Genomic DNA, 26,994 nt, shown 5'->3' on the forward strand with positions numbered 1-26,994 from the left:
AAACTTCCACCTTATTATCTAGGTGGAAGTTTTTGTTTTTGTATTTGTGAGTGAATCATAGGAGAAGGGATATGTTCGGTGTTTGATGAAGCCCCTGATTTTATTTGAGACATTTTTTCTTTTGTATCACGTAAAGAATGTTCAGTTAAGTAGACGGCATATTCGTAAAATAACTGGCGCGTCAGTTCACTTTGCTCTTTTAATTTTTTATCTTGGAATACAGTTCGCCCAGGTTTAGAGTTGGCTTCAAAGAGCCACGGATTTTCCTTTGTGTCTAAACCGATATCAAAACCGATTTCTCCAATATTTCCAGTTACTTGTTCATCGAGCGCGTAACTTATTTGTAAGGCAGTATGTTTTAATTTATTTTCAATTTGAACTTGTTTCGTTGAATCTGGAAAAAGCTCTTGTAATAATCTTGTATCACCGCCACTATTTACGTGCGTTGTTAAACTGCCTTTGCCGGCGATTTTGGCGACGATTGCACTAACTATCCAATTACCGAAATGGTTTTTATTTGTATGAATGCGGAAATCAACAGGTTGCCCATCGAAGCGAAGTAACGAAATACCTTGCTGTACGATAAACTTTTTTAAATCATGTCCTTTTAATACATGGTTTAGAAGCGTTTCTAATGATTGATACTTTCTCAGTTTATTTTCTTCATTTTCGCGATAACGACAGTAGTAGCAATTCTCTGTTTGAGAATAAAATATTTGATGAATATTTCTACCAAAGCTCCCGTGTATTGGTTTCATGTACACTGATTTATACGTGCCAAGAAACCGTTCTACTTGTTCAAAATGCTGAAATGCTTCTGTATTTGGTAATAAGGGTTTAATTGATTCGTCTTTCATAAGAAGTTGATGAACTTCCCATTTATTGAAAAACCCTGGGTTAAACCATGGAATGCAGTAGTCTTGTTCTAATTTTCTTTTTGCCCTGACAATTGGTTTATAATTTTCCGCTTGCCGATTCGGTAATCGATCGTAAATGACATTTGGTAAAGGGACTTTTTTCTTTATCCATTGTTTCTCTTGAAAGAAATATCCTTCAATCGTTTCTTCTTCCCAGTGTATATGTTGAACGCCAAAGACGAATACGAACGGTCGTAATGAGAATGGTGGTGTTAACAACTCACTCAGAGCAATTGAACGATTTCCTAAAGGGTTAGAAGAATCATCATTAAAGCCAGTTGTAAAAATGCCGATTAATGGTCCGAAAATAATTGTTTGGTTTTGTGTAAATGCATGAATAGTAGTTGATTGAGGCAGTAAAAGTTTTTCGGCAATATGCTTTCCGATAATAATTTCGCGAGTAAAGGAATAATGAATTTTCACCTCTTCACTTGCAATATGACGTATGCCGAAGGAGAGAGATGTAATAGGCGGTGTAATAGAAAAAACGTAAGGTAAAGTAATGCTATTTGGATGTTCATCTGAAATGTTTAATGTATATATATGTTCTTTCAAAATAGGTTTACCTCCTTTCATTATGGTGTAAAGCGACTGAATTTAAGTGGTCCGTGAAATATCTTTTCAGCTAATGAATCACTATGACGAATGTATTGTTCGTAAGGAGGAATCGTGTTGACATACATAAGCCAAATTGCGCCTTTTTGATCCATAATTGTGGAAAGTTCTAGTTCGAATAATGAAGAATAAGACTGATCTAGTGTTTGGAATACTTCATTTATAATGTCGTGTAAAGCGTCTTGCAATAGTTGCACACCTGTACTAGATAGTACGTATTTAATTTTTGAAAATGAATGCAATGAATCATCGTCTGTTGCTGAAGGTAAAAGTTGATTAGGAAATGAACTTTTTTGTATAAATTGACCGATAATATTCCAAGTTTGTTCTTTGTTTTTTTGCAAAATAGTTCGAATGTGGAGTGGGTATGTTAATTGATTTGGTGGTTGTAGCATGGTATGCACTATGTAGCGTGATGAACGTATGTTAGATTTACACCAAGATATAAATTCATCTGTCCGCTTGATTGGAAGAGAAGTATGGTATTTTTCATTTACTGTATCGATATGAAACGTTTTATTTTTGTAAGCGACTCGATATAAGTTATCTTTAGAATGTATATTAGTGGGGCGTATAATAATATCTTTAGTTTTTAACAACAGTTTGAAAATGTTTTGTATCGTTGCCACTTCAAATTTGGGTATATAAGGAGACAGTTTTTTATTAGTGAGAAATAAATCATGTAGTTCACTTAAGTTAATAAGTGTGTTATTTAAAAAGGTAGTGGAAGGACGGTTGTGCAAAGAGTGAATAATTGATTTTGCTTTTTCAAAGTCTGTTTCCTCGTGAAAAGAATAACGATCATATATATAAGAAGGAATAGGGAATGTTTGCTCTTTCCATTTTCCTGTATCTGTATCGTAAATAAGACCAGAAACAAGGTCTGTTTTAGAATCAATACAAAATGGCGTAAACTGGGCAACGACATTATGATAAAGCCGAGCTCGTTTAGCGATTTCGGTGTAATACGTTTGCTCATAATGAAGTTTAGAAGTTAAAAGGCCGAGAACCAACGAAATCACTCCTTTACTACTATTTGCATAATAGGCGAAGCTATATATTGCAAATACGTTTTTATACCATTATACTTTTGTCCGTATGATGATATGCTATAGTTTTGGAGAAGTGAAAGGTTGATTGTAATGAATATATGGTTAAATATGTTAACGACGACAGGACTCGGAGCAATTATTGGGGGATACACGAATCATTTAGCGATAAAAATGTTATTTCGTCCTCATCGTCCTATTTATATCGGAAAGTTTCAAGTTCCATTTACACCAGGGTTAATTCCGAAGCGTCGTGATGAACTTGCTGTTCAATTAGGAAAAATGGTTGTAGAACATTTGTTAACACCAGAAGGAATTGGAAAAAAGCTAACAAATGAAGAGTTTCAAAAAGGTTTAATCCACTGGGCGCAAGTGGAAGTGGATAAAGTAATTACGAATGAACAATCACTGCGATATATGTTAGAAAAATGGAATGTAGCGCATGTAGAAGAAGAAGCGACTCGAAAAATCGAATATGTGATTACAGAAAAAATTTATGCATTTTTAGCAGAGTATTATACATATACATGGGAACAGGCTTTACCTCATTCTGTACATGAAAAGATAGAGAATGCGATTCCGAATGCCTCGGCGTTTATTTTAGAGCGAGGAATTAGCTTTTTTGAAAGTGAAGAAGGGAAAGCGCGTCTTTCAAAAATGATTGATGATTTCTTTGCTTCTCGTGGAACGCTACTTAACTTAGTTGGGATGTTTTTAGGAAATGTAAGTGTTGTGGATCGTGTGCAGCCAGAAGTTATTAAGTTTTTAGGGCAAGATGCTACAAAGCAGCTTTTAACTGACGTAATGCAAAAAGAGTGGGAAAAGTTAAAAGGAAGAGATGTAAAAGAATTAGAAGCATTTGTGGAGAAAGAAATGATTGTAAGCTCCGTGCTGTCAGCAGTTAAAGTAGAGGAAACAGTGAGTAAGTTTTTAAATCAATCTGTTCAGCAAGTATGTGAACCAGTTCGAGAAACAATTATTGAAAAAGTGGTTCCAAGTGCAGTAGCGAAAGGCTTAAAGTGTGGAACAGAAAATGTGGAGAGTATACTAAATAATCTACACCTTGCGGAAATTGTCCAGCAAGAAGTGTCTACATTCTCAACAGAAAGATTAGAAGACTTAGTTCTGTCTATTACGAAAAACGAATTGAAAATGATTACGTATTTAGGAGCGTTATTAGGCGGAATAATCGGGCTCGTACAAGGATTGTTACTATTGTTTCTTAGATAATAAGGTGAGTACATAGAAATAAAAGTGAAATTTCTTCACATCTCTTGCATAGTTTGATATGGTAAGAAGAGGTGCGTATGTAAATGCACGTAAAAGGCAGTGCGAGTGAAAAGCGCTAGCCTTCTAAAGGAGGAAAAATAAAATGACAAAGAACATTCATGATGTTGCATATGAATTACAAAAAGCAATCGCTGAAAACGAAGACTTCAAAACTTTAAAAGAGAGCTACGCAGCAGTTCAAGCTGACACAGCTTCAAAGAACTTATTCGATGAGTTCCGTACAATGCAACTTAGCCTACAACAGAAAATGATGCAAGGCCAAGAAATCACTGAAGAAGACAACCAACAAGCACAAGAAGTTGTAGCTCGCATTCAACAAGATGCTAAAATTACAAAACTAATGGAAACTGAGCAACGCCTAAACGTTGTAATCGGTGACGTTAACAAAATTATCATGAAGCCACTTGAAGAATTATATAGCGCGCAACAACAAGCGTAATAGTGGAAGACGCTCCTAGTTTAGGAGTGTCTTTTTTGTTGTAGAAAAAGGCTTATATTTGGAATAAGGGGAACTGTACGTTTTATATTATATATCCGAATAATTCATGTTCGGTAAAGCGTAATCAATTTTTGATGAAATATGAATAAACTTTCATTAGTATTAACTAAGGTTTTTCTTTAAAATTACATATTAGGACAAGGAGGAAGGTGAACTGTGAGGCGTTGTATCGAGTTATATCACTTTAAATATGAAATATCATTAAAAAAGTTGATACATGTGATAATGGAAAGTGATTTTTTATCAAAATTCTCAGCTAGTAGGAATTTTACTTATAAATGAGTCTGAAATTAGGATAAATAATATTAGTATTACAACTAACAAAGTAGAGATTTATTGAATGAATGATAAATTCTATCTAACAAATGTGAATGATAATGTGAAAGTTATTCTATATTAGAGGATAACTATATTTTTTGTGCTTATAACCGTTAAATGAAATGTGTATGCTTTAATTTATGATGACAAAATGTAGAAAATGGAGTTATTGCTGTAGTTAAAAAGGAGTTTTGTACAAAAGTGATTCGAGTATTTAAGTATGAATATCAATTGATTGTAACGTTACTATCGCTTAGTTTATTTAGTTATTTTGCAATCGAAATTATGTTATATCCTAGGGTAGGGATTGAGATAGAGCATCAAGAAAATCATTTGGTGATTAATAATATTGTGAAAAATAGCTGGGCAGCAGAACAAGATCTAGCAGTCGGGGATATTATTGAAAAAATAGATGGGATTCTCCCTGATGATAACTCTAATATTTCATTATATGGTGCTACTGAAAGGGTAAAGAAAATTACAATCAAGAAAGGGGGAACAATAGAAGAATATAAAGTAGAGTATAATCCGTACGATAAGCAATTGGTTTATCATCTTTTTTTACCAACTGTGTTTTATCTAACATGTTTTTTTGTGGCTACATATATTTTAATACGTGCTCCATACTTGAATGCAGGAACGAAAGATTTAATCTATTTTCTGCATTGTTTAGGAATGAGTTACATTAGTATTATGGCGGGATTACGAAAAGATTCAATAGCGTATATTGTAGTTGCTATTTCTTTAACGTACTCAGTTGTCTTTTTTATAAAATTTATGGACATGTTTACGAAAAACTTGAAGATAAGGTTTATAACAAAAACAAAATTAATCTACATAAATATAATAGCGTTTATTTTAGTTTGTTTAACCATTTTTATTTATTTAAAATATAATGATTTATCGACGAGTTATATTATATTGTTAAGTTCTGTTTTGTTTTTATTAACAGTATATGTATTGTTTAGATTTTATTTTAAAAGTAGAAAAAGTTATTATTTTAAGTTTATAAGAGTTATTATTATGAGCACAATCATATCAGCCATGCCATTTATATTCTTATTTTTAATTCCTAATTTGATAAATTACAAAGAAATAATAAGTGTCGAGACGACAGCGATCTTTTTTTTATTGGTACCAATTTGTATTTTTTATATGATTATTGAAGGGAAAATATTTGATTATAATTTTGTTATTCATAGAGTTCAATATTATGCTTTACTGTCGATATGTCTAACGGGTTTCATCGTTATACTAGGGATTTTAATTTTCCACAATACTAGCGATAACATATTAGATGTTATTCGATTTGCTGGTATCTTGTTTGTTTCGTTAATGCTTTCTTGCTTTATAAAGGATTATTTGGATTTTAAATTAAGGAAAAAATTATATCATTCTCAGAAAAATTATCAGTTTAGTTTACATAGATTTTTACATCAGGCAAAAAATGAATATAAGTTTTCAAACTTAATTGTTAGCATAAAGAGAGAAATCAATGATGTATTAAGAATAGAAGAAATATGCTGTATTGAAGTGAGTAAAGGGGATAATTCGCTCAAAATTATTAGGGATGGATATGTTTCTGAAGATGTGCTAAAGCAATTGAATGGATATCAGTTAGAGACATATACTGTTGGTTCCATTATACAATTAGAAGATCATTTTGTGTTTGTTTTGTCCATTTCAGCAAAAACAATGATTATATTGTTATGTAAGTCTAATAATAGGAGAGGTTTGAACATTCAAGAAATTGGATGGTTAGAGACATTGTGTAGTTATGCTGATTTATTATTAGAATGCTCATATCAAGTGGAAGAATTAGTGAATCAGTTGCAAACGATAAATGAACCGAAACAGCCTCCAATTTGGCTTTCAAAGTTACTATTTAATTTGTCTGAAAAAGAGCGGACAAATTTGGCGAGTGATATTCATGATGGTGTATTACAAGACCAAATACGCTTGTCTAGGAAATTAGAGGAATATCATAAAGATATTCCAGATGTCGATATGAAAAAAATAATTAACGAAGTATATGAAGATGTCTTAGATCATATTTATGTCATTCGTGAAACATGTAATAACTTACGTCCTCCATTTCTATATGAATTAGGTTTGAAAAAAGCATTATTAGATTTATTTAAACAAGTAAATCTTAAAGCTACATTTTTCTTCTATTATGAAATTCAAGATAATATTATTCTACCTAATGTAGAATATGAACAAGCAATTTATAGAATTATTCAGGAGTTATTAAATAATGCACTAAAGCATTCAAAAGCTTCTAAAGTTACAATTCGATTATATGAGCAAAATGGATATTTGAATTTAACTTATGATGATGATGGGATAGGAATGGGGATAGATTTAGACGAGTTAAATCATTCTTATAGTAGTTTAGGTTTATCCGGGATTGTAGCTAGAATTCATAGTTTAGGTGGAGAAATGTCAATAGATTCAAAGGTGAATAATGGATTAAAGATTAAAGTTAGTATGAAAATTGATTAATTGATTCAATCTTTAGATGTGGAAGGGATGAAAAAATGATTTCTGTTCTTGTTGTAGATGATCACGTTGCAGTTGGCCTAGGGACTAAAGCATTAATTGAAAGATATGATGATATAGAGGCTGATGTTTTCCATGATAGTGAAGAAATAAGAGAAGTTATGCATAATAAACAGTATGATGTATATTTAATAGATTTACAAATGCCAAAAATAAATGGTTTAGAGCTTTCTAAATATATACTTAGTGTGCAACCAGAAGCAGCTATTCTTATTTTTACAGGATTTGATGTGCTTGCACATTATAATTTATTAATAGATAACGGAGTACTTGGTGTATTAAGTAAAACTTCTTCTGAGAAAGAAGTGGTAAACGCAATCCGCCATGCAGTGAAAAAAGAAGTAGTTCTTTCTCATCAACTTGTAAGACAGTTAAGGATAGTAGAAAATGCATCTAATATAAATGTAGAAGGCGAAATGAAAAATATAATTTCTTTAAATGATGAAGAGAAGATGATTCTAGTTGAAGTTGGTAAAGGAAAAACAAATAGAGAGCTTGCTGAAATATTAAACTTAAGTCAAAGATCGGTAGAATATAAATTGACCGACATATTTCATAAGTTACAAGTTTCATCAAGAATGGAAGCAGTACAAAAGGCGAAAGAACTATGGTTTATTCCAACTATAAATTTTTAATGTAGCTCTTTATTAAATTGCGGTATTCACGCAAGAAAAAATGCGTGAGTACGAGAAGAATATTCGGTGATGTAAATGGAAGAATATAGTATAGTTATATTAAAGGCAGAATAAACTCGCGAGGACTAACAGCTTAATATATTGCCTTTTATTAGGATGTATAGTCGTATTCAAGTATATACTAATTAATAACAATCAATATAAATATAATTATTTGAAAGACAGTCAATTATTTTAAGACACGGTAAAAAATTGCTGTAATCAGTTATTAGTATTTTATTGTTAAAAGAGTAATTTAGGGTTGAGTTACTCCAATTGATAAAAATCCTATACTTTGTCAATATAGTGATTTTATCGTCCATTATTTGTTATTATTTTGCGTTTGTTGTTTTTGCTTGGCCTCCTTTAAGGAGGCCTTTTTTTATAGGAAACGGATGAAGTGCATCCTCAAACATTAAAAACCCCTTTCAAAATAGCCATTTTTTATTGGTTATTTTGAAAGGGGTATACTAATAGCAAGGTACTATAAAATTATTAATAATGTGAATAGGTGGAAGTATTTTTGTACATTTTTAGAAGAGATATAAAATGTTATTTTAAGATAAACGAAAGGTTGTAAGCGTATTCTTTAAATCTTGTCAAAATAATTTCAAACTCATATTCTTGGAAAAATAATGCATTTGTAATATAATGATAAATGATACTTCACCACATTAATTAACTAGGTGAAATTAAAATCTTTATTACACACATTATGAAATAAAGGGATGATTAGTTTTGAGTACAGGTGTAAAAGCAAACGACGTGAAGACAAAAACAAAGGGAGCAGATCTTGTTGTTGATTGTTTGATTAAACAAGGTGTTACACATGTTTTCGGTATTCCAGGAGCAAAGATTGACTCTGTATTTGATGTATTGCAAGAAAGAGGACCAGAGTTAATTGTTTGTCGTCATGAACAAAATGCAGCATTTATGGCAGCTGCTATTGGTAGATTAACAGGAAAACCGGGCGTATGTCTTGTAACTTCAGGACCAGGGACATCAAATTTAGCGACAGGTCTTGTTACTGCGAATGCGGAGAGTGATCCCGTTGTTGCTTTAGCTGGTGCAGTTCCGCGTACGGATCGATTAAAACGTACACATCAATCTATGGATAATGCTGCACTATTCGAACCAATCACAAAATATAGCGTAGAAGTAGAGCATCCTGATAATGTGCCAGAAGCATTATCAAATGCATTCCGAAGTGCGACTTCTACAAATCCAGGAGCAACTTTAGTAAGTTTGCCGCAAGACGTTATGACTGCGGAAACGACTGTAGAGTCTATCGGTGCGCTTTCTAAGCCACAACTTGGAATCGCTCCCACACATGATATTACATACGTAGTAGAAAAAATAAAAGCAGCGAAATTACCAGTTATTTTACTCGGTATGAGAGCAAGTACAAATGAAGTGACGAAAGCTGTTCGTGCATTAATTGCGGATACAGAGCTTCCTGTTGTTGAAACATATCAAGCAGCTGGTGCGATTTCACGTGAGTTAGAAGATCATTTCTTCGGCCGCGTTGGATTATTCCGTAATCAACCAGGTGATATTTTACTAGAAGAAGCAGACCTTGTTATTTCTATCGGTTATGATCCAATTGAGTATGATCCAAAGTTCTGGAATAAACTTGGCGACAGAACGATTATTCATCTTGACGACCATCAAGCAGATATCGACCATGATTACCAACCAGAGCGTGAATTAATTGGTGATATTGCCTTAACGGTAAATAGCATCGCGGAGAAATTACCGAAACTTGTATTAAGTACGAAATCAGAAGCGGTGTTAGAACGATTACGCGCAAAATTATCAGAACAAGCAGAAGTTCCAAATCGTCCTTCAGAAGGTGTTACGCATCCACTTCAAGTGATTCGTACACTTCGTTCTTTAATTAGTGACGATACAACTGTTACATGTGACATCGGTTCCCATTCTATTTGGATGGCGAGATGTTTCCGTTCTTATGAACCACGTAGATTATTATTTAGTAACGGCATGCAAACGTTAGGTGTTGCACTTCCTTGGGCAATCGCAGCTACTTTAGTAGAACCAGGTAAAAAAGTAGTTTCCGTATCAGGTGACGGTGGTTTCTTATTCTCAGCGATGGAGTTAGAAACGGCGGTACGTTTAAATTCTCCAATCGTCCATCTTGTTTGGAGAGACGGCACATATGATATGGTTGCATTCCAACAAATGATGAAATACGGCAGAACATCCGCTACAGAGTTTGGCGATGTTGATCTTGTGAAATATGCGGAAAGTTTCGGGGCGTTAGGTCTTCGTGTTAACACGCCTGATGAATTAGAAGGTGTGTTAAAATCCGCGCTAGCAGCAGATGGTCCTGTCATTATTGATATTCCAATTGACTATCGTGACAACATTAAATTAAGCGAAAAATTATTACCAAACCAATTAAACTAATGGAGGCAGATTTGAGATGACTGTTGCGCAATTAATTGATATTGATGCGAAAAAAACGAAAACGAGTAATGAAGTATATCAAACATCTACAATGCTTGCGCTATTAGATGGTATATATGATGGTGTAATTAGCTTTGAAGATTTGAAAAAACATGGTGATTTCGGCATCGGCACATTTGATCAATTAGATGGTGAAATGATTGCATTTGATAATGAATTTTATCATTTACGTTCAGACGGTTCAGCAGAAAAAGTAGAGCCAGAAGAAACAACGCCATTTGCGACTGTAACGTTTTTTGAAAAAGAAATGAGTTATACGGTAGAGCGTCCGATGAATCGTGAAGAAGTTGAAGCGTTATTACATGAATTAATGCCAAGTAAAAACTTGTTTTACGGTATTCGAATGGACGGTACGTTCCGTGAAGTAAGGACGAGAACTGTTCCAAGACAAGAAAAACCGTATACACCGCTCGTTGAAGTGACGAAATCACAACCAATCTTTTCATTTGAAGATACAGAAGGTACGCTTGCTGGATTTTGGACACCAGATTACGCGCAAGGTATTGGGGTAGCTGGATTCCACTTACATTACATTGATGATGAAAGAAGCGGGGGCGGACATGTTTTCGACTATGTTATAGAAAACTGTACGATCCAAATTTGTCAAAAAGCTCATATGCATTTAGCACTTCCAGAAACAGCTGATTTTATGGCGGCTGAATTATCAAGAGAAAATTTAGAGGATAATATTGCAACTGCGGAAGGTGCAGAGTAAGAGGGAAAGACTGTTCCATTTTGGAACAGTCTTCTTTTATTCGTAATGTTATTATTTGTCGATAAATCGATATTTCTTGTCGAACCGTTGATATATTGTAAGTTACGATAGATATATTCGAAAAATCGTTGATATATTGTAAGTTACGATAGATATATTTGAAAAATCGTTGATATCGCTTATTTTTTTGAAACAAACGGATGCCCCTCATAATAAAAACGCCACGGATAATGTACAGCTTCTTCTGCATAGTCGATATTAATACGAGGTCCTGCTGTTATTTTATATTGTGATGATATGTGTTCTTCTTTTGGAACTAATTCAATATGTAACGTATCATTTTGTAACGATACGCCGCGTTCTTTTAAAGTAATTCCGAGTGCACGGCATAGTTTGCCAGGACCATTTGTTAAGTTTTTATATTGCGCTTTTGTAATTTCGGTCTTATTGTAGCGCGCTAGTTTTATTTCTGCTATTCCATCTACTGGCTCAAGGGCTCGAATGAGAACACCTTGCGGGGTGCCCACTGGCGCTGTAATAACGTTAAAGCAATGATACATACCGTAAATTAAATATACGTAAGCATGCCCTGGTGCACCAAACATAACTTCTGTGCGATCTGTCCGTCTGCCTCCGTAACTATGTGCGGCCTTATCATCCGGGCCTTTATATGCTTCTACTTCTACAATGATTCCGCTTCGCTTTATTCCGTCTACAATATGAACAAGTTTTTGCCCGAGTAATTTTTTTGCGACTTCTAACGTATCGCCTTCATAAAAAGAAGGAGGTGCCTGCATTGTACTATCTCCTTTGCTGAGTGTATATGTATATAGTAAACCAAATTTTCAGTAGTAATTCTAACTCGTTCTATTTGCTACATTTATTTCATAAATTATGGATAGAGTACAACAGCGAAGAGGGGGAGTGCGACATGATTTATCGCTTACTAGCTCTTAATATAGATGGGACACTACTATACAACAATGGAAAAATTGCAAAAGGATTAAGAGAAACAATTGAATTTGTGAAAAGAAAAGATGTATACGTTACGTTATTTACGAGTCGTAATTTTCAATCCGCTCATAAAGTAGCAAAGGCGTTAAAATTAGATTCTATATTAGTGACACATGGTGGTGCTTTCGTTTCAGCAACGTTAGATAAGCCGTACGTTCAAAGAAGATTATCTGAAGAGAAGACTTTTAACATTGTGCAAGTGTTAGAGCACTTTGATTGTAACGTACGCATTTCTCATGAACGGTTTTCGATAGGAAATCGTGAGAGAAATACACCAAACTTAATTGCGCGCACTGTATTATCAAGCGCAGATCCTTTATTTTATCCAGTTCAATTTGTAGATTCGTTAGGTGACGCGCTTCGTGACCATCCGGTAGCAGCGCCAAAAATTGATGTTATTTTCCAAAGTAAAGGTGAAAAAGAAAGAGGACTGAACACATTAAGAAAAGCGTTCCAAGATGTAGAGTATGTTGAATGTGATTCAAAACGAATAGAAATTTTACCGCAAAATGTATCAAAATTACGTGGATTACAATTGCTTGGAGAGCATTTAAATATTTCGCTAAATGAAATGGTTGCGATTGGAGATAGTATGGAAGATTTAGAGGTTATTGAAAACGTGGGACTTGGGGTAGCGATGGGGAACTCGCCTGTAGAATTAAAGCAAGCAGCAGATTGGATTACACGTTCAAATAGCGAAAACGGTGTAGAGTATATGATTAAAGAGCATTTCCGTAAGCAATTCCCGCTTCCGTTTTTGAAGAATCATAAAAATACACCGAAACGATGAAAGAAAAACGTAGCTTTTTGGCTACGTTTTTTTGTTGAGCTTATTAAAAGGAATGGAAACGTTTTAAATTGTGAATTGTGTATGGGATTCATACAATTCACTTGAATCCTTCAGAAAACTAATGTAAAGTGGATGATGTTGTCAAAATAGTTACACCACATGAAATATTCTTCAGATTAATTTTATTGGGCTCCCATACGTAAAAGTATTTCCGCATGACAGTTTAGTTCACGTATTATTTCAAAAATGAATTGTAGTAATTTTATTAAGTAGTTGTAGCGTTCCTTTGTTGTATTTAAATGGATTATTTTAAGTTAATGTGAGTAAGACCTGGTACATATGAAATGTACTTCTTTTTGTGGTTTTAGGAAGTTTAAAAGGGGGAATGAATTTCTTGAGGAAATCATTTAATCAAAAAATTAAAAAGTTAAGTAGTAGTTTAATAGTTGTATTACTAATATGTATGAATTTTTTAATCCATTTACCATTTAAAGCAGAGGCAGCTACAACAGAATTAAAAGGTTTAGGTGATGTATCTTATTACAACGCCATCATTTTTGGAGATCATAGTGCAACGAGTGCGGATATTGAAGGTGCGATGGCTGTTCAGAAAAATATGAACGCATCAAGTTATACAGTCGTAGCGGCTGCAACTGGAGCAAATAACTTAGCTGGAGCAACTTGGGTAGATGAAGGATATCCATCATTATTACTAGGCGGTCAATTTACGAAAGCTGGAGCAGGACAGGTAATTATTCAAGATGGAACAGTGGCGATGACAAAAGACGGTGACCCAGATGGCGCAATGAAAACATCGTATGACCGTATCTCTTATAAAGAGCAAGCGGAGATTGATGCTAAGTTTAAAGAATTTAGAAAAGACGTTGATGGTGTAATTGGGGATGCAAGTAAACTACACACTGATAAGCCAAAACCTAATATGAGCTTTGGAATCGGTGAAGATGCAAACAACCCTAATATTTATGTCTCTTCAGGTCAGACGGGAAAGAAAGCATTCGATGTAAAAGACGTTTTTCTTCCGAATGTAGAGAATAAAGATTTTATTGTTATTTATTCAGATGCAGAAGAAGTGAGTTTTGGTGGCGGTGCAATTTTGTATGATACAAGAAATACTGGGATGGCGACGGATTTAATTAATACATCTCAAGCATATGACCCTAATTCATCTTTTACTGAGTTAGCTAGTAAGGTAATTTGGGTATTTCCTAATGCTACAAAGATAACAACTAAAGGTTATGGTGTAGTAGGTAGTGTGTTTGCACCTAATGCAGTTGTAGAAACAAAAGGTGGTTCTATTAATGGACAAGCCTATGTTGGAGGATTACACCAAAGAGATGGTTTTGAGGTTCATAACTTTAAATTTAACTGGCCAAAATGGAATAAACCAGCAGCTGAAAAAGGACATTTACAAATTAAAAAAGTTGATGAAAACGATGAAAACATTGTTTTAAAAGACGCAAAATTTGATGTTATAGACAAAGATAATAACGTTGTGGCTACTGTTACAACAAACGAAAAGGGTATTGCGGAAGTTAAAGATTTACCACTTGGTGACTATTTTGTAAAAGAAATAAATGCACCAGAAGGATATATAAAAGTTGATACACCAGTCAAAGTAACAATTGATAATACAAACGTAATTGAACTTGTTATGAAGAATACGAAAAAAGTAGAGAATGGCCAATTTAAATTATTGAAAAAAGATAGTGAATCTGGTCAACTTCTGCCAGGTGCAAAATTTGATGTTATCGATAAAGATGGTAATGTTGTGGAAACAATTGTTACAGGTGATAAAGGCGAAGCCTTATCGAAACAACTTCCAGTTGGAAGCTATACATTAAAAGAAGTAGAAGCACCGAAAGGATATGAATTATCATCTAGTTCAGTTTCTGTTGATGTAAAGGCTAATAAAGTAGTGACTGTAGATGTGGTGAATAAAAAGATCCCCGAAAAAGTAACAGGTCAATTCGAAATTGTGAAAGTAGATGCGGAAGATAAAACGAAAGTATTATCAGACGCAGAATTCGAAGTGTATAAAGACAGCAAGAAAGTAGATACGTTACGAACAGATAAAACTGGTAAAGTAATTTCTCAGAAATTAGAACCAGGAACATACACATTAAAAGAAACGAAAGCACCACAAGGATATAAATTGCTAAAAGAAGAAATTGAAGTCGTTGTGGAAGCAAACAAAGTAGTAGAAGTACAAGTAGAAAACGCAAAAGAACTAGGAAGCTTACAAGTAATCAAAAAGGATTCGGAGAGTGGAAAAGTTCTAGCAGGTGCAGAATTTAAACTGAAAAATGAAGCTGGTCAAGTAGTTGGAGAAGCGAAAACAACGAATAAAGACGGTGTTGTGAAATTCGAAAGCTTAGTGCCAGGAAAGTACACGTTAGAGGAAACGAAAGCGCCGGAAGGTTATAAAGCGCTAGAAGTGACAGTAGAAGTGAACGTTGTAGCGAACGAAGTAGTAAAACAAGAAGTCATGAATGAAAAAGTAATGGGTCAATTCGAAATCGTGAAAGTAGATGCGAATGATAAAACGAAATTGTTATCAGGTGCAGAATTCGAAGTGTATAAAGATGGTAAGAAAGTAGATACATTACGAACAGATAAAACTGGTAAAGTAATTTCTCAGAAATTAGAACCAGGAAAGTACACATTAAAAGAAATGAAAGCACCACAAGGATATAAACTACTAAAAGAAGAAATTGAAGTCGTTGTGGAAGCAAATAAAGTAGTAGAAGTACAAATAGAAAACGCAAAAGAACTAGGAAGCTTACAAGTAATCAAAAAGGATGCAGAGAGTGGAAAAGTTCTAGAAGGTGCGGAATTTAAATTAAAGAATGAAGCTGGTCAAGTAGTTGGAGAAGCGAAAACAACGAGTAAAGACGGTGTTGTGAAATTCGAAAGCTTAGTGCCAGGAAAGTATACGTTAGAAGAAACGAAAGCACCAGAAGGTTATAAAGCGTTAGAAGTAACAGTAGAAGTAAATGTTGTAGCAAATGAAGTAGTAAAACAAGAAGTTATGAATGAAAAAGTGAAAGAAGAAATTACAGGTCAATTAGAAATTACAAAGGTAGACGCTAATAATACAAATAAAATATTAGCAGGCGCAGTGTTTGAAATTTGGAAAGACGGAACAAAAATTGACACATTAACAACAAATAAGAGCGGTAAAGCAATTTCTCAGAAGTTAGAACCAGGAGATTATATTTTAAAAGAAATCCAAGCGCCAGAAGGATATACTTTATCCGATAAGGAAATGAAATTTACGATTTCTAATGAAAAAATTGAATTTGTAAAACTTCAAATTACAAATAAAAAAGATACAGAAAAAGGTCCGGAAAAACCAGGCGAAGGAACAGAGAAGCCAGGTGAAGGAACAGAAAAACCAGGTGAAGGAACAGAAAAACCAGGTGAAGGAACAGAAAAACCAGGTGAAGGAACAGAGAAGCCAGGTGAGGGAGTAGAAAAACCTAATTTACCAGAAAAAGGACAAGGTTCTTCTAATAATCAACAACTTCCAGCTACAGGACACAATACGAATTACGTTTCATTCATCGGTTTTATGCTTCTGTTACTAGGAATACGTTTAAGATTCATGGCTAAAAATAGTTAACGGATGTATAAAAGGCATCAGAGATATATAATCTCTGATGCCTTTTAAGTGAATACAGATAAAATGAAAATATCTATATGGAATGATAAATATGTTAAGCTTCAATTACGCTAAGCATTCTGTTTATAAATGCAGCTGCGTGAGCACGTTGTGATGGTCCTTTTGGTACGAATTGATTAAATTCATTACCTTTTACAATTCCATATCCATACACTCTTTGTACTTCTTCTTTAGCGTAAATTAAGTTTTGGTCTACGAATGGTAGTTCAACTTGTTTTGCAAAAATACCAGCGTGTTTTAGAGAACGATCGATCATAATAACAGCTTCTTCGCGTGTAATTGTAGTATTTGGATCAAATGTATTATCACCACGTCCGCGGATTATGCCTGCGCTTGCTGCACGATTAATACCGTCTCTTAAAGATGGGTGTACTTGTTCTAAGTCTGTGAAATTAGCATTTCCACTTGGTAATTGTAAAGCACGAGTAATTAATGTAGCAAATTCAGCACGCGTTACAAGACGTTCTGGGAAGTACTTGCCGTTCCCTTCTCCTTGCATAATGCCTCTAGCTGCTAATTGACGAATGTCTTGTTCATACCATCCACCTGTAATGTCATCAGTTACGGGATTTTTTTGGTTTTCCTTATAGTATGTTTCAGTTCCTTTTAAGAAAGCATCCCATTGTCCGCGTTGAATCATAAACGCAGGGCAGTTTTTTCCTGACCAAAATTGGTGTTTTTGGACCTTATCTAGAGAAATATTTAAGTCGTTCATTAAATAAGCTGCCAATTTACGCGCATTTTCTACCGCTTTTTCATAGTTTCCATCTTGATTAACGGCAATTTCAATTCCGATAGATTCATAGTTTCCAGTTTTATTTCCAGCATGCCATCCAACTTCATTTACTGGAAGATGTTGATAAATTTCTTTATCATCTACTGTGAAATGCCAAGATGCAGCGCGATCAGCTGTTCCGCGTGCTTGATTATCTAAGAATTTTGCATGATTCAGAGCATTAGCACCTTTCGCTGTATTAGCCGTTTCGTGAATCGTAATATATTTAGGCACCATCGGGTAGCCAGGGCGAATATCGTCATTTCCTTTTGGGACAATCATTTCTTTAAATGTAACGCCATAAATATTGTTTGTTTGTAGAGCTTCTGGCGATCTCAATAAACTATTTTTAGCAGTACGACTGTTTTTTAATAATGAAGCTTTTGTACCTTCAAATGTAGCAGAAGGTGCATAAATCCATTTTGCTGTTTCATTTATTTGGACTTTAAACCAATTTCCAGCTTGTTCAGTAGGAGTTATGACTTGTGGCTCTAGTTTTCCTTCTTCTTTAAACGATTGGAACGGAAGTGCATGTATGGAAGCTTCTTCTTTTACGATTAATTTTTGGTTAGATAGTTTATGAATCTCTTGAACTTCTAAGCTATTATCATTGTTATCTATCCATCCAGCGCCAGTTGACGTCGTTATGTAATAAGCATTTCCTTTTTTCTTTGTCGCCGTTACGACTTGTTCTGTAATCTCGATATTTGATTTGTTTTTTAAATCATTCGCGGTATATAATGAATGTTTTTTTGAAGTGTATAGTAGGAATTGGCCAGTAACCTCGATATCTTCTTCATGAGTACTATGCTCATTAACATGTTCTTTAATACTTTTAAAAACTTGATCCTCCGTATATACTTCGGCAGATTTTTCAGCACTCTCTGCAAATGAATAAGTAGGTGCAAGAACAGTTTGTAATGCAAGAGAGAGAGTTAAAACACTATAAAATTTCTTTTTCATATTTGTTTTTAACACATTAGATTGTGGAATCTAGTGTTAACAGTCCTCCTTTTTATATTATATTTTCACTATGTATCGATTTTAACACTAATAAATTTTAACAAGAGAAAATCATGATGTCTATATACATGAGCAATATTCATAAAAAGAATTATTTGAAAAAATGTAAGAGAAACAGGTAAAACCTTCTGTATTGACCTGTAAACGCCCTTCAAGTAAACTAAAGAGAGTTTGCAAATGAAAAGGTGATAATGTTGTTAATTTCAATTAAAACGTTACAAGATGATCGTTTTTTACGTCCGCTACAAAATATTGGCGGCTTATTTTTTGAAGATAGTACGATTGGATTTGAACAAGAGGAAGCAAATCTGATCGTTGATATACACATTGAGGATAATGTGAAAGCATCTGCTCAATTGACGGATGTTAGCACAGGAAATGTGTATGAAGAAACATTCTCGAAAGATTTATCTGCTTTCACAGATGAAAAAGAGCGTATGAAGCAAGTGAAGCACGTTGTTTCTTATGTATATCTTTCTGTTCTTCAGCAGTTAACTGGTATTGAACAAAGCTGGGGTATTTTAACGGGAGTGCGTCCGACGAAACTTCTTCATAAAATGCTTCAAAATGGTATGTCAAAAGAAGAAGCGCATCAAGAACTTCGTGAAAGTTATTTAATTCATGAAGAGAAAATTGAACTTCTTCAGCGCATTGTTGATTGCCAATTAGCAGTTGTTCCGGATTTATACCGTTTGAAAGAAGAAGTAAGTATTTATATCGGTATTCCGTTCTGTCCAACGAAATGTGCATACTGTACATTCCCGGCTTATGCGATTAATGGACGCCAAGGGTCTGTTGATTCGTTCTTAGGTGGTTTACATTATGAAGTTCGTGAAATTGGTAAGTTTTTAAAAGAAAAAGGTGTAAAAGTTACGACGATTTATTATGGCGGCGGTACACCTACAAGTATTACAGCAGAAGAGATGGATATGCTGTATGAAGAAATGTATGAAGCGTTCCCAGATGTGAAAAATGTGCGTGAAGTAACAGTTGAGGCAGGTCGCCCAGATACAATTACGCCAGCAAAGCTAGAAGTGTTAAATAAATGGAACATTGACCGTATTAGTATTAATCCACAGTCATACCATCAAGAGACACTAAAAGCAATTGGACGTCATCATACTGTAGAAGAAACAATTGAGAAATACCATTTAGCTCGTGAAATGGGAATGAACAATATTAATATGGACTTAATTATTGGTCTTCCTGGTGAAGGGTTAGATATCTTCAAGCATACGTTAGATGAAACAGAAAAGTTAATGCCAGAATCATTAACAGTTCATACGTTATCATTTAAACGTGCTTCTGAAATGACGCAAAACAAACGTAAATATAAAGTAGCAGGTCGCGAAGAAATTACAGCGATGATGCACGAAGCAGAAGAGTGGACGCAAAAGCATAATTACGTACCATATTACCTATATCGTCAAAAGAATATTTTAGGTAACTTAGAGAATGTTGGTTATGCAATGCCGACGCAAGAAAGTATTTACAACATTGTCATTATGGAAGAAGTACAATCAATTATCGGACTTGGTTGTGGTGCATCAAGTAAATTTGTTCACCCGAAGACGGGAGCAATTACGCACTTTGCGAATCCGAAAGATCCAAAATCATATAACGATGGCTTTGTGAAATATACAGAAGATAAACTGAAAATTTTAGAAGAGCTATTTGCATAAGAAGAAAGAGGTTGTTCCGAGTCGGAACAACCTCTTTTTTATCCTGCAGTAACGGGCGGTCCGATTATATCTTGTCAGTTTTTGTCGGTAAGTTGATATATTCGAAAAATCGCTGATATAAATTGAGTTGTGGTTGATATATTTTGAAAGTCGCTGATATATTTCAAGTTATGATCGATATATCCGGAAAATCGCCGATATAATTTCATTTACCGTCTAGCGGTACCGTATGTAAAACTATGTCGATAATAATCAGAAAAATTAGTCAAATCATTAGAGGACAATGTCTACTTATGGACGAAATGATAGATTTATGAAAGAGAAAAGGGGGAAATTGTTGGCATGTATATGACGATAGGGAGAATTTTTGATTTATCAGTTGGTAAGTATCCAAATAAAGAGGCGTTAGTGGAACCTGAAAAAAATATTCGCTGGACGTATAAACAGTGGGATGAACAAATAAATAAAACGGCACACGCTCTATTAGAAGAAGGGGTAAGAAAAGGAGATACGGTATCTGTTTACTTATATAACTGCCATGAATTTGTAAACGTTTACTTAGCCTGTGCGAAAATTGGAGCGATCTTTAACCCGATTAACTTCCGCTTAAAGGCGAAAGAAGTATCTTATATTCTTCAGGACGCATCCTCGAAAGTCGTTGTCTTTGAAAAAGCAGTTGAGTCAACTGTTGCTATAATTGAAAGAGATTTTCCAAATACATCTTTTTGGTCTATAGAAAACGATAAACCTTCCTATGCAAGTTCCTACCATGAAAAAGTGAATGAAGCATCTTCTGAGAAAGTAAATATCGAAATTGATGAAATGGATTATTGTTCAATGCTTTATACGAGCGGTACGACTGGGCATCCGAAAGGCGTATTACATCGTCATCGCGAAATGACTGAGCATAGTATGATTTGTACGTATTTCCTTAAATATAATAGAGATAGTGTTGGGCTTGTCGTGGCGCCTTTATATCACTGTGGTGAATTAAATGCCGGAATCATACCACGCATTCAAGTTGGCGGAAAGAATGTTATTTTGCATCATTTTGATACAGAAACAGTATTACATACGATTCAAGAAGAAAAGATTACGACGTTCTTTGCAGCGCCGACGATGTGGAATATGTTGTTGCAAAAAGATTTAGCTCAGTATGATTTAACGTCAATGAAAATCGGTATATATGGCGGAGCAGCAATGGCACCGGCGTTAGTGAAGGAATGTAAAGAACGTCTTTATATTGATCTTGTTCAAATATACGGAATGACAGAAATGGGGCCAGTTGTTGCGTTTCTCGTAGAGGAGGATCAAATTACGAAAGCTGGTTCAGCAGGCACGCCATGTTTTAGCCATGAAGTTCGTATTGTGAAACCGAACGAGGATGCACCGGCAGAACCAGATGATGTATTACCTCCTTATGAAGTGGGAGAAATTATTTTACGCGGCCCAACTATGATGGCTGGCTATCATAATCGTGAAGAAGCGAATAAAAAATCGATGTATAAAGGATGGTATCATTCTGGTGATCTAGGCTATTTTGATAAAGACGGTTATTTATTCGTTGCTGATCGCGTTGATGATATGGTAATTAGCGGTGGCGTAAACATTTATCCTCGTGAAATTGAAGATTTCCTTCATAGTCATCCAGGTATATTAGATGTGGCGGTACTTGGTGAGCCAGATGAATTATGGGGAGAGCGTGTTGTGGCAGTTATTGTGAAGAAAGATGAAACAATAACAGAAGCTGATTTAGAAACGTATTGCAAAGAAAGTGATGAACTAGCAGATTATAAACGTCCGCGTCATTATTTATTTGTAGATGAACTCCCTCGTAATGCGAGCGGGAAGTTGCAGAAGTTTGTACTGAGGGAGTCGTTGAAAGGTGCGAAAAAATAGAAAATGCAGGATGCCCCATATCTATGGGGTATCCTGCATTTTTCTGTATTAAACAGAAGAAACAATATCTTTGTTAATTCTCATTTCTTCTTGGTGAAGGTTAATTAGCGCATTTGAAATAAGGTGGAAAAACAAAAGGGATGTAATGCACAAAAAGAAAAGACACCCTAAGGTGCCTCTCTCCGACTTGAACCATTTCATTTCATACGAATCGGAATCTATCCGTATTACCATTACCCCTTTGTTATGAGTGTAAACACACACTATAAAGCAGAATCGTCTATATACACTAGATTGTTAGTTCACAAAAGACAAGAGATTTGAGATCAATATCGAAGTGACGCCACATCCCCTATAATAATTGATATGTTACGCCTTTTAAAAGAATCTGCTTTATAGAACGTGCCCACAAGTTATATTTTACTACATGTAATATTCATTTAGTGTATTTTTTGATGAATATGTATAATTACATAAACTGTATGAAAAAAAAGAGAGTATACTCTAATATTGTGTAATAAAGATGAAGCCCGCCTACGAATAGGGGGCTTTTCTTACTTTTTATAAATATTTATTCCAATTATATTATCAGATGAGTCTAAACGAATATAAACGTCAGCTGATAAAAGGTGTGCATTATATATTCGTTGTTTATATGTTGATATCTCGAAGCGTTTTCCATTTAATTCACATTCTAGAATAATCATATCGCCATGTTCTTTCCAAGTTATTAATTTAGCAGTTGTATTCATATAAACCTCCTCTGAATCATTTTATGAAAATTAATAGAGATAGTGTGAGAAAGGAGTTTATATAACAAAAAAAGACACCTTAAGTGTCTTCTTTGATTACTATAAAAGTCGTTGAATGAAATAGGTTTCTATTTTTATTTGCGTGAAAAGCCTTCTTCATCAAGGTATTCCGCAGCTTCTGGATAAGAGTTGAATGTACCGTCTAAGTTTACACCAGCGTACACGTTCCACATGTCATCCTCTGAAATAAGAGTAAGAATATGACCATCTTCGTTCTGCCATTCTTCTTCTTTCGCAGGTTCTACAGGTGCTACTACTTCTTCTTGTGATAGAAGGTCAATTGATTTCTCAATTACTGAACGTAACTCCTCTGCTGAAAACTCACGGATGTTAACCATGCCTTTATCATCTGTTTTATAACCTTTAATACCGCTTGCATATACAAATCCATTTCCATTTGGGTGTAAATGAAATACAACGTTCTTTTTATCTAAACGACTTTCTTCAAAGTGGAAGTTTACACGTTTTAATGATACGTTCTTTCTTTCTAGTTCTGGGAAAGATTCAATAATCGATAATTTTTCTTCAAAAGTTAGCATAGTGCCTCCAAGTATATAGTAAAAGATTTAATTTGTTCATTATAGCATAGTTGCAATTGTTTCCAAAGATAAGGGGAAAACTTTTCGTTGAATACGTTTACGTCACGAGAATGTAAAAAGTGAGCTAACGAATGTATCTTTTTAGGTGTACAATGGAACATGGACTTTATACAAAGGTGGTTTTTTTATGTTTCAAAAAATAGCAAAGGAATGTTTGGCAGGATTTACTGTTGCGATTGTTGCGTTACCACTTGCGATTGCATTTGGTATTGCCGCGACAGGAACGTCTGAGGGAGCGCTTGTTGGATTGTATGGTGCGATTTTTGCAGGTTTATTCGCAGCGTTATTTGGCGGGACACCTGGGCAAGTAACAGGACCAACTGGACCAATTACCGTTATTGCAACAGGAGTTATTGCGACGCACGGGTTAGAGGCAAGTTTTATTGCCTTTATGATGGCAGGGTTATTTCAAATTTTATTCGGTGTATGTAAGCTCGGTTCTTACGTTCGATATATTTCGTATCCTGTCGTTTCGGGATTTATGAATGGTATTGCATTAATCATTATTTTAGGCGAAATAAAGCACGTACAAAATAGTTTTTTACTTGTTGTGTTAACGATTATTGTAATGATTGTTTCTGGTAAATGGATTAAGGCGATTCCGTCTAGTTTAGTAGCACTAGTCGGTGTGACAGCTTTGCTTCCTTTATTTTCTTCCTTACTCGAAGGACTTACAGTAAAGTTACCGATTATCGGAAATCTTTCACTAAATAAAGTAATTGAAAAGATTGGAACCATTCCAGAAGCGATGCCTACGCTTCATATTCCATCTTTAAGTGGAACAGGAATAGCAGCACTTATTTTGCCAGCGCTTAGTATTGCTTTATTAGGATCGATTGACTCGTTGTTAACATCGGTCGTAATGGACAATGTGACAGGTACACGTCATAAAAGTAATAAAGAACTGGTCGGACAAGGTATCGGTAATATGATGAGCGGATTGTTTGGCGGATTAGCAGGTGCAGGTGCGACTGTAAGGTCTATCGTGAATATAAGAAGTGGCGGTAAAACGGCACTTTCGGCATGTATGCATAGTGTTATCTTATTTATTTTTATTATGGGTCTTGGTTCGGTCGTACAATATATTCCACTTGCTGTATTATCAGGTATTTTAATTTTAACTGGTATTGGAATGTTCGATTGGGGAAGCATGAAAAAGATGCATGTCGCTCCTAAAGGTGATGTCGTTGTTATGCTCGTAACGATGATTGTAACGGTGAAGTTCGATTTAATGATTGCTGTTGCATTCGGTATTATTCTTTCGTTCATCATATATATGGTGAAATGTAAAGAACGCAAAACTTCTATCGTAAAAGAAAAAGAAGAAACGTACACAATTCAAGGACCGCTCTCTTTCCTATCAGTAGATCGTATTTTCTCTACTTTACAAGATGTGAAGTCACCGGTTGTTTTACGTATGAAAGATGTGCGTTATATGGATGTATCAGGAGCTATGGCATTATTAAATTTTGTTGAGCAATCAAATAAAGTAGGAGCAAGTGTAAAGCTTGAGCAAGTACATCCGAGTATTGAAAAAACAATCGCAGTAATGGCAAGCGATGAACAGAAAGAGCAATTGAAAATCTTAAGTGTTTAGATGGTAATTAGAATATCTCACAATCTTACATAAATTATAATGTAGAGTTGTGGGATATTTTTATAATGTTTTTAGTAATATGTATCGCAGTGATAGGGAGGAAGGGCTCTTTTTGCGTAACAGAAACGGTTATAGTGTGTACACATATAATGGAAGGAATTAGAAAAAATATTGTGAAGAGACAGGCTTAAATGGGTTCTCTTTTCTATTTTGAAAAAAAAACCAAGTATTCAACCTATAATAAATTTGTTATGATAACCAATGGGATAAAGTGAATTCCTATCGTTTAAAACAATATGTTTGAGAGTATATGTATAAAAGAAAAGAGAAAAAATATGAATAAAACATTTGTAAAAGGAGCAGCAATTTTAACCATTACAACTTTTTTGTCGAAATTGCTGGGTAGTTTTTTTCAAATTCCATTACAAAATATTGCAGGAGATGAAGTGCTCGGTATTTTCCGCCTTGTTTTTCCTGTATATATGATTGCTCTTACATTATCGGTAGCCGGAGTTCCACTTGCAATTTCGAAACTAATTGCAGAGTTGAACGAAAAAAATAAGCAAAAGGAAATTGCGAAATTATTTAAATCAGCGTCAATTATTGGGATAGCATTTGGCGTTTTCGGCTGTTTAGTCATTGTATTATTTTCTATTGAAATTGCAAATATGCTTGGTGGACAAGAAACTAGAATGCCGTTGCTTATTACTTCATTAGCGTTACTCATTGCGCCATACATGGCGGTGTATAGAGGGTATTTTCAAGGTTTCGGTGATATGAAACCAACAGGGGTATCACAGGTCATTGAGCAATTTGTACGTGTGTTTTTTATGTTAATAATTGCTTACATACTAGTATCATGGGATAAGAGTAATACTGTTATTACTAGTGGTGCGATGGTTGGCTCTTTTCTTGGAGTCATTAGTTCGCTTATATATTTGCGTATAAAATATAATAGAAGTCCATACTACAATAAAAGCAATTCCTATTCGCTCCGAGATTTAAGAGAAAACGGCAAAAAGATATTGCGGGTATCGATCCCAATCGCTATTGGAGCTTTATCAATGCCACTTTTAAATTTAGTAGACTCGCTTACAATACCGCATGTATTACAAGGATCATCAACAGAAATTCAAGAACAATTTGGAATATACAGTCGCGGTTTTGCATTCACGCAAATAATTGTTATTTTTGCAAGCGCAATTGTATTTCCGTTAATACCACTCTTAACTTCCGCATTGGCCAAAAGAGATATAAATTTGGCGAAAATAACAATTCAAAATACAAATCGACTAGCGCATGTTTTGACAGCACCGTTAACAATATGGTTGATGGCATTAACAGTACCGTTAAATGTCGGATTGTTCACAGATGTAAAAGGCAGTAGTATGTTAACAGTTATGATTGGCAGTTCGTATTTTACTGCGGTTATGGTATTATCAATAGGTGTTTTACAGGGCATTAACCGTTCTGCACAAGCTGCATGGATTGTTATTGGTGCGAGTTGTGTGAAAGTCGTGTTAAACATAATGTTCGTGCAGAAGTTTGGCATAGATGGAGCGGCGTATAGTACATTAATTACTTACGTATTGATTTGTATTGTAAATCATTTGTATATTCGAAGCTATATTGCCTATTCTATTCATTTAAAAAGCTTTTTTGGTGTGCTAGCAATAGCATGTATTTTGGGACTAGGATTGTATGAATTATGTAATGTGATAAATATTACATCTTCAAGAATTATGACGTTATTATTCAGTGGTATAGCATTAAGTATTACAACCATTTTGTATGGTGTATGTGCTTTGAAATTAAAATGGATATCAATAAACAAAATACCATTTTTAAAAAGATAAATATAGAAATTTAATTTTTTATTATAATTCATATGAACTGATAAAGAGGAAACTATGTAGGGTATCAAGTGTTTAGGTAAGGAATGGGTACTAGTTTATGTTAGATGAAATAAACGGT

Annotated in this window: 18 protein-coding genes; 12 read left to right on the forward strand and 6 right to left on the reverse strand. The window is 34.5% G+C overall.

Translation table 11 applies throughout. The features are described from left to right. Nucleotides 1-14: 14 nt before the first annotated feature. Together ACTFP3_RS00790 and ACTFP3_RS00795 are read right to left on the reverse strand one after the other, a co-directional pair. On the reverse strand, nucleotides 15-1,472 hold the full coding sequence (locus ACTFP3_RS00790; protein WP_440009065.1) for a YheC/YheD family endospore coat-associated protein: 1,458 nt from the start codon (nucleotides 1,470-1,472) through the stop codon (nucleotides 15-17). 20 nt (nucleotides 1,473-1,492) lie between these two features. Beyond that, nucleotides 1,493-2,545 carry a YheC/YheD family endospore coat-associated protein gene (locus ACTFP3_RS00795; protein ID WP_000242827.1) on the reverse strand — a complete coding sequence of 351 codons (1,053 nt, stop codon included), beginning with the start codon at nucleotides 2,543-2,545 and terminating at the stop codon, nucleotides 1,493-1,495. 129 nt (nucleotides 2,546-2,674) lie between these two features. Here ACTFP3_RS00795 and ACTFP3_RS00800 point away from each other — a divergent pair, with 129 nt between their 5' ends. The 6 genes from ACTFP3_RS00800 (at nucleotide 2,675) to alsD (ending at nucleotide 11,126) form a co-directional block, all read left to right on the forward strand. Further along, entirely contained in the window at nucleotides 2,675-3,811 is a 1,137-nt protein-coding gene (locus ACTFP3_RS00800; RefSeq protein WP_440009066.1) for a DUF445 domain-containing protein, read from the forward strand. A 142-nt stretch (nucleotides 3,812-3,953) separates the two neighbouring features. After that, entirely contained in the window at nucleotides 3,954-4,310 is a 357-nt protein-coding gene (locus ACTFP3_RS00805) for a YlbF/YmcA family competence regulator (RefSeq protein WP_000164614.1), read from the forward strand. A gap of 579 nt (nucleotides 4,311-4,889) precedes the next feature. Beyond that, nucleotides 4,890-7,193 carry an ATP-binding protein gene (locus tag ACTFP3_RS00810; RefSeq protein WP_410988267.1) on the forward strand — a complete coding sequence of 768 codons (2,304 nt, stop codon included), beginning with the start codon at nucleotides 4,890-4,892 and terminating at the stop codon, nucleotides 7,191-7,193. 35 nt (nucleotides 7,194-7,228) lie between these two features. After that, entirely contained in the window at nucleotides 7,229-7,885 is a 657-nt protein-coding gene (locus tag ACTFP3_RS00815; RefSeq protein ID WP_000626498.1) for a response regulator transcription factor, read from the forward strand. Between the two features lie 777 nt (nucleotides 7,886-8,662). After that, a complete protein-coding gene (gene alsS / locus ACTFP3_RS00820) occupies nucleotides 8,663-10,351 on the forward strand; it encodes an acetolactate synthase AlsS (RefSeq protein WP_000103510.1) in 1,689 nt (562 codons plus the stop codon). 16 nt (nucleotides 10,352-10,367) lie between these two features. After that, on the forward strand, nucleotides 10,368-11,126 hold the full coding sequence (gene alsD / locus ACTFP3_RS00825) for an alpha-acetolactate decarboxylase (RefSeq protein WP_088345689.1): 759 nt from the start codon (nucleotides 10,368-10,370) through the stop codon (nucleotides 11,124-11,126). A 179-nt stretch (nucleotides 11,127-11,305) separates the two neighbouring features. Here alsD and ACTFP3_RS00830 read toward each other — a convergent pair whose 3' ends face one another. Further along, a complete protein-coding gene (locus ACTFP3_RS00830) occupies nucleotides 11,306-11,923 on the reverse strand; it encodes a DNA-3-methyladenine glycosylase (protein ID WP_001148783.1) in 618 nt (205 codons plus the stop codon). A gap of 134 nt (nucleotides 11,924-12,057) precedes the next feature. On the opposite strand from ACTFP3_RS00830, the gene ACTFP3_RS00835 reads away from it, so the two are divergent. Both ACTFP3_RS00835 and ACTFP3_RS00840 read left to right on the forward strand, forming a co-directional pair. Continuing rightward, complete coding sequence (locus ACTFP3_RS00835; protein ID WP_000640415.1) at nucleotides 12,058-12,930, forward strand: Cof-type HAD-IIB family hydrolase; 873 nt, start codon at nucleotides 12,058-12,060, stop codon at nucleotides 12,928-12,930. A 385-nt stretch (nucleotides 12,931-13,315) separates the two neighbouring features. Continuing rightward, a complete protein-coding gene (locus ACTFP3_RS00840; RefSeq protein WP_440009071.1) occupies nucleotides 13,316-16,573 on the forward strand; it encodes a SpaA isopeptide-forming pilin-related protein in 3,258 nt (1,085 codons plus the stop codon). A 94-nt stretch (nucleotides 16,574-16,667) separates the two neighbouring features. Here ACTFP3_RS00840 and ACTFP3_RS00845 read toward each other — a convergent pair whose 3' ends face one another. Then, the gene (locus ACTFP3_RS00845) at nucleotides 16,668-18,371 is read right to left on the reverse strand and encodes an S-layer homology domain-containing protein (protein WP_044307491.1); all 1,704 of its coding nucleotides are present in this window, start codon (nucleotides 18,369-18,371) and stop codon (nucleotides 16,668-16,670) included. A gap of 251 nt (nucleotides 18,372-18,622) precedes the next feature. Between ACTFP3_RS00845 and ACTFP3_RS00850 the strand changes: the two genes are divergently transcribed. Further along, a complete protein-coding gene (locus ACTFP3_RS00850) occupies nucleotides 18,623-20,113 on the forward strand; it encodes a coproporphyrinogen III oxidase (protein WP_002164625.1) in 1,491 nt (496 codons plus the stop codon). Nucleotides 20,114-20,455: 342 nt separating this feature from the next. After that, a complete protein-coding gene (locus ACTFP3_RS00855; RefSeq protein WP_000281993.1) occupies nucleotides 20,456-22,012 on the forward strand; it encodes a fatty acid--CoA ligase in 1,557 nt (518 codons plus the stop codon). A gap of 554 nt (nucleotides 22,013-22,566) precedes the next feature. On the opposite strand, the gene ACTFP3_RS00860 is transcribed toward ACTFP3_RS00855, so the two are convergent. Together ACTFP3_RS00860 and ACTFP3_RS00865 are read right to left on the reverse strand one after the other, a co-directional pair. Beyond that, the gene (locus ACTFP3_RS00860; RefSeq protein WP_001098262.1) at nucleotides 22,567-22,764 is read right to left on the reverse strand and encodes a hypothetical protein; all 198 of its coding nucleotides are present in this window, start codon (nucleotides 22,762-22,764) and stop codon (nucleotides 22,567-22,569) included. 134 nt (nucleotides 22,765-22,898) lie between these two features. Continuing rightward, nucleotides 22,899-23,363: a hypothetical protein gene (locus tag ACTFP3_RS00865; protein WP_000954998.1), complete on the reverse strand. Its 465-nt coding sequence runs from the start codon at nucleotides 23,361-23,363 to the stop codon at nucleotides 22,899-22,901. Nucleotides 23,364-23,550: 187 nt separating this feature from the next. Between ACTFP3_RS00865 and ACTFP3_RS00870 the strand changes: the two genes are divergently transcribed. After that, on the forward strand, nucleotides 23,551-25,020 hold the full coding sequence (locus ACTFP3_RS00870; RefSeq protein WP_440009074.1) for a SulP family inorganic anion transporter: 1,470 nt from the start codon (nucleotides 23,551-23,553) through the stop codon (nucleotides 25,018-25,020). Between the two features lie 335 nt (nucleotides 25,021-25,355). Then, nucleotides 25,356-26,876, forward strand: a complete 1,521-nt coding sequence (locus ACTFP3_RS00875; RefSeq protein WP_006919753.1) for a putative polysaccharide biosynthesis protein — start codon at nucleotides 25,356-25,358, stop codon at nucleotides 26,874-26,876. Nucleotides 26,877-26,994: the final 118 nt, after the last annotated feature.

This window comes from Bacillus cereus group sp. MYBK5-2, assembly GCF_051915685.1.
Lineage (GTDB): Bacteria > Bacillota > Bacilli > Bacillales > Bacillaceae_G > Bacillus_A > Bacillus_A cereus.

Bases quoted from the DNA above. Each gene is read 5' to 3' on its own strand.
- ACTFP3_RS00860 (WP_001098262.1), bottom strand. From the start codon at position 22,764: ATGAATACAACTGCTAAATTAATAACTTGGAAAGAACATGGCGATATG.
- ACTFP3_RS00815 (WP_000626498.1), top strand. From the start codon at position 7,229: ATGATTTCTGTTCTTGTTGTAGATGATCACGTTGCAGTTGGCCTAGGG.
- ACTFP3_RS00830 (WP_001148783.1), bottom strand. From the start codon at position 11,923: ATGCAGGCACCTCCTTCTTTTTATGAAGGCGATACGTTAGAAGTCGCA.
- ACTFP3_RS00865 (WP_000954998.1), bottom strand. From the start codon at position 23,363: ATGCTAACTTTTGAAGAAAAATTATCGATTATTGAATCTTTCCCAGAA.
- ACTFP3_RS00805 (WP_000164614.1), top strand. From the start codon at position 3,954: ATGACAAAGAACATTCATGATGTTGCATATGAATTACAAAAAGCAATC.
- ACTFP3_RS00875 (WP_006919753.1), top strand. From the start codon at position 25,356: ATGAATAAAACATTTGTAAAAGGAGCAGCAATTTTAACCATTACAACT.
- ACTFP3_RS00855 (WP_000281993.1), top strand. From the start codon at position 20,456: ATGTATATGACGATAGGGAGAATTTTTGATTTATCAGTTGGTAAGTAT.
- ACTFP3_RS00845 (WP_044307491.1), bottom strand. From the start codon at position 18,371: ATGAAAAAGAAATTTTATAGTGTTTTAACTCTCTCTCTTGCATTACAA.
- ACTFP3_RS00850 (WP_002164625.1), top strand. From the start codon at position 18,623: ATGTTGTTAATTTCAATTAAAACGTTACAAGATGATCGTTTTTTACGT.
- alsD (WP_088345689.1), top strand. From the start codon at position 10,368: ATGACTGTTGCGCAATTAATTGATATTGATGCGAAAAAAACGAAAACG.
- ACTFP3_RS00835 (WP_000640415.1), top strand. From the start codon at position 12,058: ATGATTTATCGCTTACTAGCTCTTAATATAGATGGGACACTACTATAC.
- ACTFP3_RS00840 (WP_440009071.1), top strand. From the start codon at position 13,316: ATGAATTTCTTGAGGAAATCATTTAATCAAAAAATTAAAAAGTTAAGT.
- ACTFP3_RS00870 (WP_440009074.1), top strand. From the start codon at position 23,551: ATGTTTCAAAAAATAGCAAAGGAATGTTTGGCAGGATTTACTGTTGCG.
- ACTFP3_RS00800 (WP_440009066.1), top strand. From the start codon at position 2,675: ATGAATATATGGTTAAATATGTTAACGACGACAGGACTCGGAGCAATT.